We start from the raw sequence: 18,437 nt of genomic DNA, 5'->3' as shown, positions 1-18,437 counted from the left end.
GCCCGTCCGACACTCACCCCACGAACGACAATCCCGCGGCGACCGTGAACCCGAGCACGGTGAACAGGCCGGTCGACTCCTTGGCCTTGGACTGCGCCTCGGGCACCATCGAGTCGACCAGCATGACGAGCAGTGCGCCGGCGGCGAAGCCGTCGACTGCCGCCTGGAAGGCCGGGCTGACCGCATCCGTGATCGCGTACCCGGCCACGGTCGAGAGCATGCAGACCACGGCGACGGCGGCCCACAGCAGCAGCATCCGCGACTTCTTCATGCCGGACTCGAGCAGGTCGGACGCCGAGCCGATCGACTCCGGCAGGTTCGAGACCAGGATGGCGACGACGAGCGCCAGGCTGACGCCGTCGCCCGACGCGAGGCCGATGCCCAGCACGAGCTGCTCGGGGATGCCGTCGAGCAGAGCGCCGATCGCGAGCGGCATGCCGGACGGGCCCTTCGCCGCCGCAGCCCTGGCGTCGACGATCCGGTCGGCGACGTAGTAGGTCAGCGCACCGACGGCGAGCCCGGCGACCAGCGGCACCGGTCCGCCGAGGCCGAGCCCCTCCTGCACCAGTTCGAACGAGATCGACGAGATCAGCGCTCCGGCGCCGAACCCCAGCACGATGCCGAGCAGTCTCGGCGACCAGTGTCGCAGCGTCGCGAGCCACGCGCCGACGAACAGCGGCGCCGCGGCGACGGCGCCCCACAGGAAAGCACCACCCATGCGGTCAACCTAGCTGGCGCGCGGGCTGTTGCGGCGTCAGCGCACCGAGCAGGTGTTCGTGCCGGTCACCTGATTGCCGTTACCGTCGGCGCGCACGCTGTCACAGGTCAGGTCGCCGGCGACGGTGTTCTTCACGAGGGTCGCATGCTGTGCCTGCGAGATGGCGAGCGTGCCGTCGATCTGGGACACCTTCACGACGACGCCCTGCGTGCGCGTCACCGTGAGGTCGCCGCCGAAAGTCGAGTCCGTCACGACGAGTTCACGGACGCCGCCGACGGCGACGTTCCCGTCGAAGCTCGAGTCGATGAGCTTGACGACGTCGTAGCCCTCGAAGGAGAGGTCGGCTGTGGACTGCTGCCCGGTGATCACGCAGGCGCGGTCGTCATCGGCGTCGCCTGCTCGACACAGGGCGTCCGCCGCCTCGACGGGGGTCAGCGTGGCGACCGGTGTCCCGTCGTCCAGCGTGGGCTCGACGGCCGGGGCATCCGCGGCGTCCGTCCGAGTGGCGGTCGGCGCCGTCGTCGCGTCCTGGGTCGGTGCACAGGCGGCCAGTCCGATCGCGAGCAGGCCGGCGGCGAGCAGGATGCCGATCGTTCGGGGCATGATGATCCTCCGATCTCGTCGCGGGAACATCCACCGTACCCCTGTCATCTTCCGAGCGGCTCGCACTCCGATGACCAGCTCGGTACGCGTAACGGGTCGGGCGGATGATCCGCCCGACCCGTTACGCGGGTGTCAGACCTGCTTGCTGCGGCGCCTGCTCATCAGCAGCAGACCGCCGCCGATCAGCGAGACCACCAGCACGATCAGTCCGCCCGAGACGTACCCGCCGGTGGTGGCGAGATCCGGGATGCGGTGGAACTCGTTGTCGAGCGACAGCGATGCCCGCGCGCCCGGCTCAGCGGTGACGGTGACCACGGCCGTCGCGCCGTCGGCCGAGACGGTGACGTTCTCGTCCTCGGTCGACCAGGTCGCCTTCAGCCACTGCAGGTTCACCGGCAGACCGCCGACCCTGTCCTCGGTCAGGGTGACCTCGGTGCCCAGCGGCAGCTCGTCGAGCATTGCGGGCTCACCGGGGGTGAGCTGCAGCTCGGCGCGCTGCTCCTGTCCGAGCAGGTCGGTCCAGGTCGCGGTGACGGGGAAGACGGTGCCGTCCGGCACATCCGTCGCCCCGTCGCCCGAGAGCGTCTTCAGCAGGGTCAGGCTGCCGAGTGACGCGGTGGCGTTGTTCGTGAGCGTCACGGCGAGGTCGGTCGCCGCGCCGATCGTGATCGTCGCCGTGCCGTCCTCGTTCGCCACGATCCCCTCGGCCGCCCACGCCGGGGTGTCCCACGTGAACGCGGCGCTGCTGCCGGGAGCCGCCTCGGACAGGGTGACCTCGGTGCCGTGCGGCAGATCACGCCCGAACGACGTCACTGTGCCGTCCGTCGCGATCCGGACCTCGGTCGAGACCTGCTCGTCGCCCTCGAACCAGGACGCGGTCACGGTGACGGCATCCGGGACATCCGGGTTCTCGAGCAGCACACCGGTGACGTCCTTCGAGAGCGAGAACGTGCCCGGCGCCCAGGTCGCCTCGTTCACCACGGTGATCAGGGTGGAGTCGTCCTGCTGGTCGGAGACCACGACGGTGGCGCTGCCGTCGCCGTTGTCGGTGACGGCGGTTCCGGAGATCGTGATCGACCCCCAGATCACCGTGTCGATCCCGGGGCGCTCGCCCTCGGTGATCGTGACGACGGTGCCCGCCGGCAGGTCGACGCCGAGCGGCGTCGGCGAGGTCGCGTTGATGTTCAGCTCGACCGAGTGGTCGCCCTCGTCGTCGGTCCAGGTGGCGGTCACGGGGAACTCCGTGCCCTCGGCGACCTCGCCGGCCGCCTCACCGGCGACACCCTTGAGCAGGCTGATGCCCGCTGTCGAGGTGGCGGCGTGGTTCTCGACGGCGACCTGCGCCTGAGCGTCACGGCCGATGGTCACGACGGCGGACTCGCCGTCGACGACCACGCCGGTTCCGCTCCAGGTCGGTGCGCCCCAGTCGATGCTGGATCCGTCGGCCAGCGGCGTCTCGGTCAGCGTGACCTCGGTGCCGATCAGCAGGTTCTCGCCGAACGCGACAGGGGTGCCGTCGGTCGGCAGCGTGAGCACCTTCTGCTGCGGCTCGCCGCCCTCCTCGGTCCAGGTCGCGGTGACGGTGACCGTGTCGGGAACCGCCGGGTTCTCGGCCTGGTCTCCGGTGACGTTCTTCACCAGGGAGAACGTGCCGACCGTGCGCTCGACGCTGTTGGTCAGAGCCTCTGCCGCCGGCGTAGTGGCGTTCGCCGGCTGCACCGTGATGGATGCCGGGTTGAAGACCGGTGCGCCCCACGTGAGCTGGTCGTCATCGGCCGGGACCGCCTCCGAGAACGTGACGACCGCGCCGATCGGCAGGTCGCCGAGCGCGTAGGGCTGGCCCGCGGTCAGCAGGAAGGTGCGGTCCGGCTGCGCCGGGAACCCGGCACCGAGAGCGCTGGTGTCGATGTGCGCGGTGACCTGGTAGGTGCGGTCAGGGTCGACCAGGGCGGCCGCGCCGCCCGTGACGCTCTTGACCACGTTCACCGATCCGAGCTGCGCCGTGTTGGTGAGGCTCACGCTGACGTTCGTGTTCGGCGAGACGGAGGCGACGGCCGTCCTGCCGTCCTCGCTCACCGTGACGCCCGGCCCACTCGCGAACTTCGGAGTGCCGAAGACGACACCCGGGTAGGTCGGGAGCGTGGGCTCGGTGATCTCGACCGTCCAGCCCGTGCCGCGCGCGTTGAGACCGCTCACCGGGGCGCCGTTCAGCGGCACCCGCAGGTCGTACTCGTTCTGCACGACCTTGTTCGGGTCGATCTCCTTGATTTGCACGGTGAACATGGCGTCATCGGGCACGAATGCGGCGCCGGAGGTGTCGGCGAGCACCTTGTCGATCGCGACGGTGCCGCGGGGCATGCCCTGGCCGCTGCCGGAACCCTTGTTGTTCTGGGTGACGCTCTTCTCGTAGGTCTTGCCCGCGACGACGGCGGTGTTCCCATAGCTGGTGCCGGGAGCATCCATTCCGCCGCTGGTGGTGCACGTCGTGTAGCTGATGACGTACTGGTACTCGCGGCTGAAGCCGGTCTCGGTGCCGCCGCCCGGCTGCGGCAGAGTCGGCTGCGCGATCGTGAACGTCAGCTCCTGGCCGTCCTGAGCGACGGTGGTGCCGCCGGTGAGATCCACGGTGGCCAGGCCACCGTTCTGGATCTGGTCCCTGGCCTCGACCTTCAGCCCGAGCTGCGCGGCAAGCCCGCCGGTGGGGTCACCGGCCGTGCACACCTGGTGCGCGCCCGAGAGCGTGTCCGTGATGGTGAGTGCGCTCTGGATGTCGGCGAGGCGCTCACCGGGCACGACGATCGACCAGTTCAGCGTGGTCTGCGGCAGGTGCTCGACGCCGTCGATCGTGACCGTGGAGGAGTTGAGCGCACCGTTCTTCTGGTCGGTGCGGCCGGGAACCTTCGCCTCGTTGCCGGTCACCTTGCCGTCGACGTTCGCCTCGTTGGAGTACCCGGTGCCGCCGGCCGGCAGGTCGGTCGACGTGACGCACGTGTTGTACGTGATCACGTAGCGGTAGTCGGATGCCTTGAACTGCAGCGCCGGGTTGTTGACGTCGTAGCGGATCTCGAAGCCCTGAGCGGACTGGGAGACGACGGTCGGGGTGAGCATGCCCGTGACGTCCCGCTGCATCTGGTTGCTGGGACCGTAGCGCTCGGTGATGCGGATGCCGCTGATGGTGTCGGTGCAGAGCTCGTGTCCGGCGCCGAGCGCCTCCGAGAACGTGAAACCGTCCTTGCCGACGAGCTGGTCTCCGGGCACGACGACGGTCCAGGCGATCTTGCCGTTGCGGTCGGCTCCGCCGAGCACCGAACCGGACTTGGTGAGGTCGATCTGCCAGGGCCTGTTCGTGACATGGCCGACGCCGTGACCGGCCTCGCCCCAGCCCTCGATCTGCATCGAGTTGTCGTAGCTGGTGCCCGAGGGGTCGATCTGCCCGTCGGAGGTGCAGGTCTGGTAGGTGACCCGGTAGGTGACGTTGGCGTCGAAGCCGCCCTGCGGGGCGTTCAGGTCGAGCTGGAACGACGAGTCGCCCGGCTCACCGGAGAGAGTCGCCAGATCGGTCACGTCGACGACGGTGCTGCCGCGCACGGTCTGCACCTTCAACCCGATCGGATCGCACAGCACGTGGCCGGCGCCGAAGGTGTCCGTGATGTGCGCGACATCGCCGCCGGCGGCGACGAGGTTCGCGCCGGGGATGTCGACGGTCCAGGTCATCGACCAGTTGTTGGCGTTCATCTCGCCCGACTTGGTGACCTCACCGGGCAGGTCGATGCCGTCGTCGATCCCGCCGGTGCCGGGAAGCTCGACCATGACGTCCTGGCCGTTCAGGTCGAATGCGAGCTCCTCCTCGGTTGTCGCCTCGACAGCCTCGACGTCGAAGCTGAACTCGCCCTTGACGAACTCCGGATCGGTCGCCACCGCGTCGGTGAGCGTGCATGTCACCACGCCGGTGCTCGCGTCGGCGAGACAGGTGGCGAAGGTGACGACATCGCCGTTGCCGTTGGGCCCGTCCAGGTTGAACGGGATGTCGGCCGGGATCTTCAGCTCGGGCGGCAGCCCGATCGTGAAGGTGTCGCCGGACTGCGGGTCGGCGTCACTGGCATCCCAGGTTCCGCTGATCGAGATCGTGTCGCCGACGACGAGCTGGCCGTCCTGGCCCGTGCCCCCGCCGATCACCACGTCGTCGACGACGATCGCTGGATTCGGTGCCGCGCTCGCGGCCGCCGGCATCGCGACGATGCCGAGTACGGCGAGCAGACCGACGGTCAGCATCGCCAGAACATTCCTGATGGCGCGCCAAAATGGGCGCGCTTGAACAGCGCTTTGCGCAGTGCGCATACTTCTCCCCCGAAAAGTAGTGGTTCCCCTTCGCCCGGTTCCCCGCGGCGGGTAACCGCATTTCCGGGCGCGCGCCAAATGGCGCTCAGTGCCACCATAGCGAACACTCGGTACGGATCAAATCGAGGGTGCGCGAACCCCGCCGAAAGCCGCGACGCGCCGCCGATAGACTTGATCGCATGTCCAAGGTCCTGCAGTCCCTCCCCGTCGGCGAGCGCGTCGGCATCGCGTTCTCCGGAGGTCTCGACACCTCCGTCGCCGTCGCCTGGATGCGCGACAAGGGTGCGATCCCCTGCACCTACACCGGCGACCTCGGTCAGCCCGACGAGGACGACATCGAGTCGATCCCCGGCCGCGCGCTGGAGTACGGCGCCGAGGTCTCCCGCCTGGTCGACGCGAAGACCGCCCTGGTCGAGGAGGGCTTCGTCGCCCTGCAGTGCGGCGCCTTCCACATCCGCTCCGGCGGCAAGACCTACTTCAACACCACGCCGATCGGCCGCGCCGTCACCGGCACCATGCTGGTGCGGGCGATGAAGGAGGACGGCGTCGACATCTGGGGCGACGGCTCCACCTACAAGGGCAATGACATCGAGCGGTTCTACCGCTACGGCCTGCTGGCCAACCCTCGCCTGCGGATCTACAAGCCCTGGCTCGACGCCGACTTCGTCACCGAGCTCGGCGGCCGCCAGGAGATGAGCGAGTGGCTCGTCGAGCACGGCTTCCCGTACCGCGACTCGGCTGAGAAGGCCTACTCGACGGATGCCAACATCTGGGGCGCCACGCACGAAGCGAAGACCCTCGAGCACCTGAACGTGTCGCTCGAGAGCGTCGACCCGATCATGGGCGTCAAGTACTGGGACGACTCGGTCGCGATCGCCACGGAAGACGTCACGGTCACCTTCGAGGCCGGCCGCCCCGTCGCCCTGAACGGCCAGGAGTTCACCGACCCGGTGGCGCTGGTGTTCGAGGCCAACCGCATCGGCGGACGCCACGGTCTGGGCATGAGCGACCAGATCGAGAACCGCATCATCGAGGCGAAGTCGCGCGGCATCTACGAGGCGCCGGGCATGGCGCTGCTGTTCATCGCCTACGAGCGTCTCGTCAACGGCATCCTCAACGAGGACACCCTCGCGACCTACCACGAGCAGGGCCGCCGCCTCGGTCGCCTGATGTACGAAGGACGCTGGCTCGAGCCGCAGTCGCTCATGCTGCGCGAATCGATCCAGCGCTGGGTCGGCCTCACCATCTCGGGCACGGTCACGCTGCGACTGCGCCGCGGCGACGACTGGACCATCCTCGACACCGTCTCGCCGAACCTGTCCTACGGCCCGGAGAAGCTCTCCATGGAGCGCGTCGGCGACGCGGCCTTCGGCCCGGTGGACCGCATCGGCCAGCTGACCATGCGCAATCTCGACATCGCCGACTCGCGCTCGCGCCTGGAGCAGTACGCGGGCCTCGGCCTGGTCGGCGGCGCCACCGGCGAGCTGGTCGGCCGCGTCACCGCGGGCGAGGCCGCTGAGATCACCGAGGCCGTCGAGGGCTCGGTCTCCGAGGCCGATGAGAAGCTGACGGATGCCGTCGACGTGGCCTCCGAGGGTGCCGCGTTCGACTTCGGCACCGACTGAGACCTGTCTTCTTCACGAAGCCCCGACCCGTCTCGACGGGTCGGGGCTTCGTCGTCGGCGGTACACCCGCACGATCCGGGAACAGACGCACGACCGAACGACGGATGAGGTCGTGCGGGCGTTCCCCGATCGTGCAGGCGTTCCCCAGCGGCGCGAGCGCCCTGCATCCAACGCGTCCGCGGGCGCAACTGCACGATCCCGGCACAGCTGCACGACGGACACGGGCATCTGGTCGTGCAGATGTTCCCGAGTCGTGCAGCTGTGCCCGACGAGACCCGGATGCCGGGAATCCCCTGAACTAACTTGCACAACAGTGTGCATGTTCGTAGACTGGGGCGCATGACCACCACCCGTGTGCCCCGCAGCGACGCCCGAGCGAACCGTGCCGGCATCCTCGAGGCGGCGCGCACGGCGCTCGCGGCCGACCCGCATGCCTCCGTCGACGTCATCGCCCGCACCGCCGGGCTCTCCCGTCGCACCCTGTACGGTCACTTCGATGATCGCGACGCCCTCATCCGCGAGCTGATCCTCATCGGCGCGCAGCGCTTCAACGCGATCGCCGAGTCCGTCACCGACACCGATGCCCGGCTCGCCCTCGCGCGCCTGGCCGCCCGCTTGTGGCAGGAGGCCGCGCACGTGCAGTTCGCCGCAGTGATCGCCCTCGACGAGGCGCACGTCGAGCACACCGCCGAGGCGCTCGCACCGCTGCGGCTCACGGTAGCCGGCCTGGTGCGCCGCGGCCAGGACGACGGCAGCTTCCGCACCGACCTCGCCGCCCCCGCAGTCGCCCGGCTGATCGAGGAGATGGCCCGCACGGTGGTCGCCAGGACGGATGCCACCAGCGCGGACGCCGCGGACGTGGCTGTCCGCACGGTACTGAGCATCGCCGGTCTGTCCTGGCGCGAGGCGGATAGTCTGCTGGCAGCACATCCCGACATCGCGGAGGCGGCTGCATGAGCTCGGTCGGCACTCCCAACGCCTGGACCGTCTTCCGTCGCGACCTCGGTCGTCTGGCACGCGTCAGCAAGGCGTGGATCATCATCATCGGCGTCATCGTCACGCCGTCGCTGTACGCCTGGTTCAACATCATCGCGTTCTGGGACCCGTACTCCAACACGCAGAACGTCAGCGTCGCCATCGTCAACCAGGACGAGGGCGCGACCTCCGATCTGACCGGCCCTATCGACGTGGGCGGCGAGCTCGTCGCAGAGCTGAAGAAGGATCATCAGCTCGGCTGGACATTCCTCGACGAGGACGAGGCGATGGACGCCGTGCGCAGCGGCGACAGCTACGCCGCCATCGTCATCCCGCCGGACTTCAGCCGCGACTTCCTCAGCGTCACGACCGGCGACATCACCCGCCCGCAGCTGAAGTACTACGTCAACGAGAAGGCGAACGCGATCGCCCCGAAGATCACCGACGTGGGCGCGTCGACGCTCGACAAGCAGATCAACAGCACCTTCGTCTCGACGGTCTCGCGAGTGATCACCGAGCAGTTGAAGGCCGCCGGCATCGACGTCGAGGGCAGGCTCACCGAGGCCCGCGACGGCTCGATCACCGCCCTCGACGACGCGACCGCGAAGCTCGCTGCCGCTCGGACGAACCTCGCCGATCTGCAGTCCGCGCTGACAGATGCGCAGGGCCGACTCGACAGCGCCGGCGGCACGCTGAGCAAGGTCGACCGGACGCTCGCCGACGTGCAGCGCTCGATCGCCCAGGCGCAGACCCTCGCCAAGGAGGCGCAGCAGGAGCTGCTGACCGTCACCGACAAGGTCACCTCGGCGTACGTCGAGGGTGCGGGCCTGCTCGCCGACGCCTCCGGAAAGATGAGCGCGTCGATCGCGACGCTCTCGGCCGGACTGCAGCAGGCGAACGTCGCTGTGGGCACCGCGATCGACGACATGACCGCCGTCATCAAGGCGAACAGCACGGCACTCGACGAGCTGCAGGCGGCGCTGGATCAGCTCGACCCGGCATCGGATGCCGCGCAGAAGCTGCGTGCGGCGATCGACGCGCTGCAGCAGCGCAATGCCGCCGATCAGCAGGTGCTCGCGCAGCTGAAGACGCTGAACGGCGATGTCTCGAACACCCTGAAGTCCCTCGACGCGGCATCCGGCAAGGTCGATGCCGCAGTCAAGCAGGCGGCGACCTCGGCCGGCGACATCCGCAAGGCGCTGATGAACAACGTCCCCGAGCTGAACCGCGCCATGTCAGCGCTGTCCGCCAGCGCAGAGGGCTTCTCGGCGGCCGTGGGCGCGCAGCGCTCGCAGGTGGCGCAGGCGCAGAACCTGCTGGCCGGGCTGAAGACCCAGCTCGCCTCGACGGCCACCGCGCTCACCGCTCTGGACGGCAACCTCGCCACCGCCGAAGAGGGCCTCGGCACCGTGCGCACCGACGTGCTCGCACTCGGCTCGGCCGACCTGTGGAACAGGCTCAGCGAGATCAGCGGGCTCGACCCCGAGCAGATCGCCGCATTCATGGCGTCGCCGGTCGAGGTGCACGAGAACGTGATGTTCCCCACGCAGGCCTACGGCTCGGCGATGGCTGCGCTGTTCACGAACCTGTCGCTGTGGATCGGCGCCTTCGTGCTGATGGTCATCTTCCGCCTCGAGGTGGACACCGAGGGCGTCGAGGGCGTCTCGGTGCGGCAGGCCTACATGGGCCGCTGGATGCTGTTCGCCGCGATCGTGTTCTTCCAGTCGCTGCTCGTGTCCATCGGCAACCTGGTGATCGGTGTGCAGACCGCGAACGCCTTCGCATTCGTGGGCAGCAGTGTGCTCATCGGCCTCGCCTACCTCAGCATCATCTACGCGCTCTCGGTCGTGTTCGGCTACGTCGGCAAGGGGCTGTGCATCCTGCTGGTGATCTTCCAGATCCCCGGGGCATCCGGGCTGTATCCGATCGAGATGATGCCGGACTTCTTCCGCGGTCTGTATCCGTTCCTGCCCTTCACCTACGGCATCGACGCGCTCCGCGAGACCATCAGCGGCTTCTACGACGGCACCTGGTGGCGTGCGATGGGAACGATCTCGATCTTCGTGATCCTCGCCTTCGTGCTCGGCCTGGTCCTGCGCCGGTGGCTGGGCAACTTCGCGCTGCTGTTCAACCGCAAGCTGGCCGAGAGCCGGCTGCTGGTCAGCGAGGACGTGCAGATCATCGGCCGCCGCCGCACTCCCCAGATCATCCGCGCCCTGACCGACGGCGACGGCTTCCGCGCCGAGAACGCGGCACGCGCGCGCCGTTTCACCGAGCACTACCCGACCCGGCTGCGGCTCACGGTGATCGTCGGCGTCGCGGTGATGGCGGTGATCGGCGTCGCGGCCTGGCTGCTGCCCGATGCCAAGGCGACCATGCTCGGCCTGTGGGCGCTGTGGTGCCTGATCCTCATCGCCGCCCTGGTGACGCTGGAGTACATCAAGCAGAGCATCGAGCAGGCATCCGAGCTGGGCGCGATGCCCGAAGCCGACCTGCGCCAGGCGCTGATCGACGAGACGACGGAGGCCGGCATCCTGCACACGTCCGCGCCGGCGGGCGCGCCGGAGGAGGCGGATGCTGCGGCGAGCGCCGCACCGGCCACGGCCACCGTCGCGACCGCGGTGCTCGAGCGGCCCGAGCCGGATCCCGAGCCGGACGACGACACGGTCTCTCTCGAGGAGCTCTTCGATACGGATGCCGGTGACGAGCCGAGCCCAGAAGAAGAAGAAGAAGAAGCGCCCGACACCGAGGAAGAGGAGGAGCAGAAGTGAAGAACATCCTCGCCGTGCTCCGCTTCGACCTGCGTCGGGCGACCAGCAGCGTCATGGCCGTCATCGTGCTGTTCGGCCTGGTCGTGATCCCCTCGCTGTTCACCTGGTTCAACGTGATCGCGAGCTGGAACCCGTTCGAGAACACCAAGAACCTGAAGGTCGCCGTCGCGAGCGTCGACGAGGGCTATCAGAGCGACCTGGTGCCGATCCGCCTGAATGTCGGGGATCAGGTGCTGTCGGCGCTGCGCGCCAACGACGACCTGGACTGGGTGTTCACCTCGAAGGAGGATGCGATCGACGGCACCCGCTCCGGTGCGTACTACGCCGCGATCGTGCTGCCGCCCACGTTCAGCGAAGACATGATGACGTTCTACTCGAACGGCGCCGAGCCGACCCGCATCGAGTACTACACGAACGAGAAGAAGAACGCCCTCGCCCCGAAGATCACCGAACAGGGCGCCGGCGAGGTGTCCACGAGCATCAACGAGGTCTTCACCGAGAAGCTCAGCGAGGCCGGGCTGAACATCATCACCTCGCTGTCGTCGTACCTCGATGACGCCGACACCCAGGCGGCGCTCTCGCGGCTGCAGGCGCACGTCGCCTCGGTCTCGGCGCAGCTGCGCGCCGGGGCGTCGACGGCCGACATGTTCACCGCTCTGCTCGAGTCCAGCCGTCCGCTGCTGGACAGCGCGTCCGGCCTGGCCTCCTCGTCGGCCGACGCCCTGCGCAGCGCGAAGGGCGCGATGGGCGACGGCAAGCAGGCCGCGAAGTCGTTGAAGCAGACGCTCTCCACCACCACCGCTGCGCTGGGCAAGGCGCTGTCGGCCACGGCCGACAGCTACCAGGCGGTCGCCGACAGCGTCGACGACGTGTTCGCCTCGATGGATGCGCAGTCGGCGAGCTCGGCGGACGCACTGCGCTCGATCGGCGCACGCGTGCAGACCCAGGTCGACCAGCAGCAGAAGGTGCGCGACGACCTCGTGAACAACGTGCGGCCGCTGCTGCCCGACAGCGCGCTGGATGCTTTCGACGCGACCATCTCGCGGATCGACTCGGCGATCGCGCGCGAGCAGGCTCTGCAGGTGCGCCTGGACGACGCCGCCGACCAGGTCGTCGCCGGCAACGCCGATCGTCAGGCCACGCACGCCGAGATCTCGAAGCTGATCGCCCAGGCGAAGGCCGCGGTGAAGGACGCCGGCAGCGCGTTCGAGAAGAGCCTGCAGCCCAAGCTCGACGCCCTGGCCTCCACGCTGGCCGACATCGGCCGCGACGTGGACTCGATCGGCGACGACCTGTCGGCGGCGGCGAAGTCGCTGTCGGGCTCGGATTCGCTGAGCAGCGTCCTCTCGAAGGGGGAGACGCTCACCTCGGGGATCTCGGCCTCGCTCTTCGAGACCGCCGACCGCTTCGACGAACTCGACGCAGCGCTGAAGAAGGCCGTAGACAGCGGCGACCTCAGCGACCTGCGCGAGCTGATCGGCTCGAACCCCGAGGCCCTCGCCACATTCGTGTCCGAGCCGGTCGAGCTGGACCGGGTGCCGGTGTACTCGGTGGTCAGCTTCGGCGCCGCGATGACCCCGCTCTACACGGTGCTGGCGCTGTGGGTCGGCGCGCTGCTCACCGCGGTGGCCATCCGCGTGGACCCGCCTCAGGGCGAGGCATCCGGTCTTCCGCCGCTCTCCCCCGCCCAGACGTACCTCGGCCGGTTCGGCATCTTCGCGATCGTCGGCTTCCTGCAGAGCTCGCTGGTCTGCCTGGGCAGCATCCTGTTCACGCAGGTGCAGCCGCAGCATCCGTTCCTGCTGATCCTGGCGGGCTGGGTGAGCTCGCTGGTGTTCATGCTGATCATCTACACGCTGGTGGTCACGTTCGGCAACGCCGGCAAGGCCCTCTCGGTGCTGCTGCTGGTGATCCAGATCTCCAGCTCGGGCGGCGCCTACCCGCTGCAGGTGCTGCCGCAGTGGTTCCAGAACATCAGCCCGTGGCTGCCCGCAACGCACGCGGTCAGCGCGATGCGCGCGGCGATCGCCGGCATCTACCGGAACGACTACTGGGTGCAGCTGGGCTGGCTGGCGCTGTTCGCCGTTCCGGCGCTGCTGCTCGGCCTGGTGCTGCGCCTGCCGCTCATCCACGGCAACCAGAAGATGCTGCGCGCGCTGGAGTCCACGAAGCTCATGTGAGCGACGTCACCCAGGCATCAACGTCGACGACCTCGGCCTGCCTGGGGAACACCTTCTCGGTCAGCACCCGGTGCACCTCGGGGTCCATGTCGGCGCAGGCATCGGCGAGAACGGTGAGCCCGAAGTCGAGATCGGCCGCGGCGCGCAGCGTGCTGAGCACGACGCCGCTGGTCGAGACGCCGGCGAGCACCAGATCGGTCGCGCCCAGTCCGCGCAGCACGACGTCCAGGTCGGATGCGAACGCGCCGATGCGGCGCTTCACCACGACGGGCTCCGTCGCCTGCGGGGTCAGAGCCTCGACGATCTGCGTGGCCTCGGCCGTCTCGGTCATGTGCGCGGCCATCGGCGAGTCGGCGATCGCGCCGAAGGAGCGGTTGCGGCTCGCGGCCTCGGGAAATCCCTCGCGGAACGCGACGCGCACGAACACGACGGGCAGGCCGGCCCCTCGCGCAGCGGCGAGCGCGCGCTGCGCGTTCGGGATCACGTCGGTGCCCTCCGCGTAGCGGCCGGCGATGCCGTTCTGGAAGTCCATCAGAAGCAGTGCAGTGGTCATGCCGGCATCATCGCACAGAATAGACAGTTTTACCTGTGCAGTTTAGGCTGTCGATATGACGGATGCTCCCACTCCCCCGCAGACGGCACTCGATCTGCGCGCCGTCGTCGCCCGGATGCTGCGCCGGTTCCGCGAGGCGGGAGCCGACGACGCGCTCACGCCGTCGCAGGCATCCGCGCTCGCCCGCCTCGGCAAGGGCGGTGTGTCGACGGTGAGCGCCCTCGCGACCGCCGAGCGGGTGCGTCCGCAGTCCATGGCCGCGACGGTCGAGGCGCTGGAGCGCGCCGGATTCGTGACCCGCAGTCAGGACCCGAGCGACGGGCGCCGGCAGATCATCGACCTCACCCCCGCGGGCTCGGACCGCATCGAGGGGCAGAAGGATGCCGCAGCCGCGTGGCTCGAGCAGGCTCTCGCTGCGCTCGACCCCGACGACCTGCGCACCGTCTCGTCGGCGATGGCCGTGCTCGAGAAGATGCTGCGCTGATGAGGATGCGAAACCGATGAGGCTCGGCGGCGCCGCCCCCGCCGGCCGCTTCGATCGGCGGCTGTTGGCCCCGATGATGATCGGGACGATCCTCAACCCGATCAACACCGCGATCATCGCCGTCGCGCTGACCCCGATCGGCATCGCGCTCGGCGCCCCCGCCAGCGAGACGGTCTGGCTGGTGTCGAGCCTGTACCTGGCGACCGCGATCGGCCAGCCCCTGGTGGGCCGTCTGGTCGACATCTTCGGGGTGAAGACTCTGTCGCTCATCGGGGCCGCGCTGGTCGTCGTCGCCGGGGCGATCGGCCTGCTCGCCCCGGAGAGCCGCGACAGCATCTGGTGGCTGGTCGCCGCCCGCGTCATCCTCGGCCTCGGCACCTGTGCCGGCTATCCCGCCGCGATGCACCTGATCCGGTCGGAGGGCGAGCGCACCGGACGCGCCTCGCCCGCCACCATCCTCACGCTGCTCTCGGTCACGACTCAGACGATCGCCGTGATCGCTCCCGCGCTCGGCGGCCTGCTCATCGGCGCGTGGGGGTGGCGGGCGACGTTCGCGGTGAACATCCCGCTCGGCATCGCCACCTTCCTGCTCGCGACGCTGTTCTTCCCCCGGCGCACCGGTCTGGAGCCGGCGCCAGAGAACCGGCCGCGGATCGACGGACTCGGCATCGTGCTGTTCGGCGTCGCGATGCTGGCGCTGCTCGTGTTCCTGCAGAACCTCTCCTCCGGCCTGTTCTGGCTTCTGCCGATCGCACTGATCGCCGGGGCGGGTTTCGCCTGGTGGGAACTGCGGGCGACGGATCCGTTCATCGACGTCCGGGTGCTCAGCGGCAACGTTCCGCTGCTGCTCAGCTACCTGCGCTCGCTGCTGACGGCGACGATCTCGTACTCGTTCGTGTACGGCTTCACGCAGTGGCTCGAGGACGGACGCGGACTGGACCCGACGGCGGCGGGGCTCGTCCTGGTGCCGGTGTTCGCGGCCGGCGTGGCCGTCGCACTCGCGTTCGGGCGGCGGCCCGAGGTGCGCTGGAAGCTGCTGCTCGGCTCCGCCGCCCAGCTCGTCGCCGGCATCCTCGTGCTGTTCATGACCGGCTCCTCACCGATCTGGTTCCTGGTGCTGACGATGCTGGTGCTCGGCATCCCGCAGGGCCTGAACAACCTCGCGATCCAGAACTCGCTCTACTTCCAGGCGGAGCCTGAGCGCATCGCCTCATCGGCCGGGCTGCTGCGCACGTTCTCGTACATGGGCGCGATCGTCTCGTCGGTGATCTACGGCAACCTGTACGGCGCGCGGGCGTCGACTGAGGGGCTGCACGATCTCGGCTGGGTCGTCGTCGGGATCGCCGTGCTGTTCCTGCTCATCACCGTGTTCGACCGGTCCCTGGCACGCATCGGCCGGTAAACGTTTCACCACCACGGCGGGCGGGTTAGGATGCCAAGGCGTGCGTCTTCCCCCCGGACGCCGGCCCTTGATCGAGTGAGCCCCCGACTCACCGCCCCGACCTGTATCGAGAGTGTTCCCTCTGATGTCCACAGAGACCCCGGCATCCGCCGTACGCCCCTCCGCCGGAGTCCGCTTCGGCCGCGCGCTGTTCGTCATCGTCGCGATCATCCTGGTGATCGCCACCGCCGCCGCATTCTTCCTGGCCTGGACCGCGCAGCGGTCGTTCCCGCAGACCGACGGGCAGACCTCACTGAAGGGTCTGCAGTCGAAGGTGCTGGTACAGCGCGACGACCGCGGCATCCCGACGATCACGGCGGACTCGACCGACGATCTGTTCTTCGCCGAGGGGTACACGCACGCGCAGGACCGGTTCTTCGAGATGGACTTCCGCCGGCACACGACAGCCGGGCGCCTGTCCGAGATGTTCGGCGAATCGCAGGCCGGCACCGACGCGTTCCTGCGCACCCTGGGCTGGCGCAAGGTCGCCGAGCAGGAGGTCGAGAACCTCGACGAGACCACCCGCGGCTACTACGAGGCGTACGCGAAGGGCGTGAACGCCTATCTCGCCTCGCGCAGCGGTGCGGACCTGTCGCTGGAGTACGCCGTCCTCGGCGTGCAGAACCCCGGCTACAAGCCCGAGCCGTGGGAGCCTGCGGACTCCGTGGCATGGCTGAAGGCGATGGCCTGGGACCTCCGCACCAACATCGAGGACGAGACCACGCGCGCGCAGCTGGCCGCGACGCTCGACCCGGCCGAGGCCAAGCAGACACTCGAGCAGCTGTACCCGTCGTACCCATTCGACCGTAACCCGGTGATCGTGCCCACGATCGCCGCGGCACCGCCGGTCACGGGCCCCTCGGCCACGACCACCGCCGACACGGCGGCTTTCACCGGCAGCGAGGGCAAGGATGCCGCTCAGACGCTGAACTCGGTGGAGTGGAAGCAGGCCGACAGCGTCATCGAGGCCGCGAGCCTGCTGCTCGGCAATGTCGGCGAGGGCATCGGCTCGAACTCGTGGGTCGTCTCGGGCGCTCTCACCGGCACCGGCAAACCGCTGCTCGCGAATGACCCGCACCTGGGCGCTGCACTGCCGTCGGTCTGGTACCAGGTGCAGCTGAAGTGCACGAAGGTCAGCGAGAAGTGTCCGTTCGACGTCGGCGGCTACTCGTTCTCGGGTCTGCCCGGCATCGTGATCGGCCACAACGCGAAGATCGCGTGGGGCTTCACCAACCTGACCACCGACGTGACCGACATGTACATCGAGAAGGTCGAGGGCGACCAGTACTGGCGCGACGGCAAGCTCGTGCCGATGGACGTGCGCGAGGAGACGATCAAGGTCGCAGGCGGGAAGGACATCCCGCTGACGATCCGGTCGACCGTGCACGGCCCGATCATCTCCGGGCTGACGCCCGACTTCACCGGCATCGCGAAGAAGCCCGAGCTGGAGCAGGGCAAGGTGACGGATGCCGGGACGGTGGTGTCGGGTGACGAGGCCGGCGCTCCCGCGACCGGCGACTACGCGGTCAGCCTGCGCTGGACGGCGCTGGATGCCGGCAGCACGGCGAGCGCGATCTTCGCGCTGTCCGAGGCGCAGGACTTCGGAGAGTTCCGCTATGCGGCATCCCTCTTCGACGTGCCGGCGCAGAACCTGATCTACGCCGACAAGGACGGCAACATCGGCTACCAGGCACCGGGTCGCCTGCCGATCCGCGGTGCCGGCGACGGCTGGCTGCCGCAGCCCGGCTGGGACAGCAGCTACGACTGGACCGGGTACATCCCGTTCGAGAAGCTGCCGGTGTCGTACAACCCGGCATCCGGGTACATCGTGACCGCGAACAACGCGATCGTCACCGACGACTACCCCTACTTCCTCTCCAAGGACTGGGACTACGGCTATCGCGCAGGTCGCATCGCGCACCTGATCGAGCGGAAGGCGGCCGCAGGCCCGCTGACGGCGCAGGATCTGCGCGACATCCACATGGATGACGAGATGTGGATCGGCAAGCAGCTGACCATCGCGATGCAGGACATCACTGTCGACGGCAAGGGCCCGAAGGCGGCCGTCGAGCTGCTGCGCACCTGGGACGCGCAGAACAGCGCCGACTCCTCGGCCGCGGCGTACGCCAACGTGCTGTGGTCCAACCTGGTGCAGAACATCTTCTCCCGGCGCGAGAACCCGATGCCGATCACCGGCCAGGGCCGCCTGTTCACCGTGGTCGGCGCGATGCTGGAGAACCCGGACGACCCGCTGTGGACGAACAAGAAGCTCGGCGTCGACGGTATGGACGAGATGCTCGCCTACTCGGCGGAGCAGGCGTACACCGAGCTGGCGAAGCTGCAGGGCGAGAACATCGCGCAGTGGAACTGGGGCAGCCTGCACGCTCTGACGCTGCGCAGCGCCACGCTGGGCAAGTCGGGCATCGCCCCGATCGAGATGCTCTTCAACCGCGGCCCGTACCGGGTCAGCGGCGGATCGTCCGTGGTGAACGCGACCGGCTGGAACCTCGGCGAGTCCTACGCGACCACCACCGTGCCGTCGATGCGGATGGTCATCGACCTGTCGGACTTCGACCGGTCGAGCTGGATCCACCTCACGGGCGCCAGCGGGCACGCCTTCAACGAGCACTACACCGACCAGACCGAGGACTGGGCCGCGGGGCGCCAGGACCGCTGGGTGTTCTCGAGGAAGGCCGTCGCGAAGGCGACCGTCGACACGCTGGTGCTCACGCCGAAGGGATAGATTCGC

Annotated in this window: 11 protein-coding genes; 7 read left to right on the top strand and 4 right to left on the bottom strand. The window is 68.9% G+C overall.

The window, feature by feature from the left end; translation table 11 throughout:
• Positions 1-13 precede the first annotated feature (13 nt).
• From ACFVDO_RS13785 to ACFVDO_RS13775, 3 genes are all read right to left on the bottom strand, one after another.
• Positions 14-718, bottom strand: coding sequence for a ZIP family metal transporter (locus tag ACFVDO_RS13785; RefSeq protein ID WP_378856138.1), 705 nt, complete (start codon positions 716-718; stop codon positions 14-16).
• Positions 719-754: 36 nt separating this feature from the next.
• Positions 755-1,321, bottom strand: a complete 567-nt coding sequence (locus ACFVDO_RS13780; protein WP_378856136.1) for a hypothetical protein — start codon at positions 1,319-1,321, stop codon at positions 755-757.
• A gap of 132 nt (positions 1,322-1,453) precedes the next feature.
• Positions 1,454-5,593: a DUF5979 domain-containing protein gene (locus ACFVDO_RS13775; protein WP_378859417.1), complete on the bottom strand. Its 4,140-nt coding sequence runs from the start codon at positions 5,591-5,593 to the stop codon at positions 1,454-1,456.
• Positions 5,594-5,838: 245 nt separating this feature from the next.
• On the opposite strand from ACFVDO_RS13775, the gene argG reads away from it, so the two are divergent.
• From argG to ACFVDO_RS13755, 4 genes are all read left to right on the top strand, one after another.
• Positions 5,839-7,284, top strand: a complete 1,446-nt coding sequence (gene argG / locus ACFVDO_RS13770; RefSeq protein ID WP_378859416.1) for an argininosuccinate synthase — start codon at positions 5,839-5,841, stop codon at positions 7,282-7,284.
• A gap of 339 nt (positions 7,285-7,623) precedes the next feature.
• Positions 7,624-8,241, top strand: a complete 618-nt coding sequence (locus ACFVDO_RS13765; RefSeq protein WP_378859415.1) for a TetR/AcrR family transcriptional regulator — start codon at positions 7,624-7,626, stop codon at positions 8,239-8,241.
• Positions 8,238-11,030, top strand: coding sequence for a YhgE/Pip family protein (locus tag ACFVDO_RS13760; protein WP_378859414.1), 2,793 nt, complete (start codon positions 8,238-8,240; stop codon positions 11,028-11,030). Before ACFVDO_RS13765 ends, ACFVDO_RS13760 begins: the two co-directional genes overlap by 4 nt.
• Complete coding sequence (locus ACFVDO_RS13755; protein ID WP_378859413.1) at positions 11,027-13,210, top strand: YhgE/Pip family protein; 2,184 nt, start codon at positions 11,027-11,029, stop codon at positions 13,208-13,210. Before ACFVDO_RS13760 ends, ACFVDO_RS13755 begins: the two co-directional genes overlap by 4 nt.
• Here ACFVDO_RS13755 and ACFVDO_RS13750 read toward each other — a convergent pair.
• Positions 13,203-13,763 carry a cysteine hydrolase family protein gene (locus ACFVDO_RS13750; protein ID WP_378859412.1) on the bottom strand — a complete coding sequence of 187 codons (561 nt, stop codon included), beginning with the start codon at positions 13,761-13,763 and terminating at the stop codon, positions 13,203-13,205. The two genes, ACFVDO_RS13755 and ACFVDO_RS13750, sit on opposite strands and share 8 nt — an antisense overlap.
• A gap of 55 nt (positions 13,764-13,818) precedes the next feature.
• Between ACFVDO_RS13750 and ACFVDO_RS13745 the strand changes: the two genes are divergently transcribed.
• From ACFVDO_RS13745 to ACFVDO_RS13735, 3 genes are all read left to right on the top strand, one after another.
• Positions 13,819-14,247, top strand: coding sequence for a MarR family winged helix-turn-helix transcriptional regulator (locus ACFVDO_RS13745; protein WP_378859411.1), 429 nt, complete (start codon positions 13,819-13,821; stop codon positions 14,245-14,247).
• A gap of 16 nt (positions 14,248-14,263) precedes the next feature.
• Positions 14,264-15,649: an MFS transporter gene (locus ACFVDO_RS13740; RefSeq protein ID WP_378859410.1), complete on the top strand. Its 1,386-nt coding sequence runs from the start codon at positions 14,264-14,266 to the stop codon at positions 15,647-15,649.
• A gap of 124 nt (positions 15,650-15,773) precedes the next feature.
• Complete coding sequence (locus tag ACFVDO_RS13735) at positions 15,774-18,431, top strand: penicillin acylase family protein (RefSeq protein WP_378859409.1); 2,658 nt, start codon at positions 15,774-15,776, stop codon at positions 18,429-18,431.
• The last annotated feature ends 6 nt before the right edge of the window (positions 18,432-18,437 follow it).

Origin of the sequence: Microbacterium sp. NPDC057741 (assembly GCF_042798735.1) — a bacterium.
GTDB lineage: Bacteria > Actinomycetota > Actinomycetes > Actinomycetales > Microbacteriaceae > Microbacterium.
Note: the sequence above shows the minus strand (reverse complement) of the source record. Positions and strands in the feature narration are given on the sequence as shown.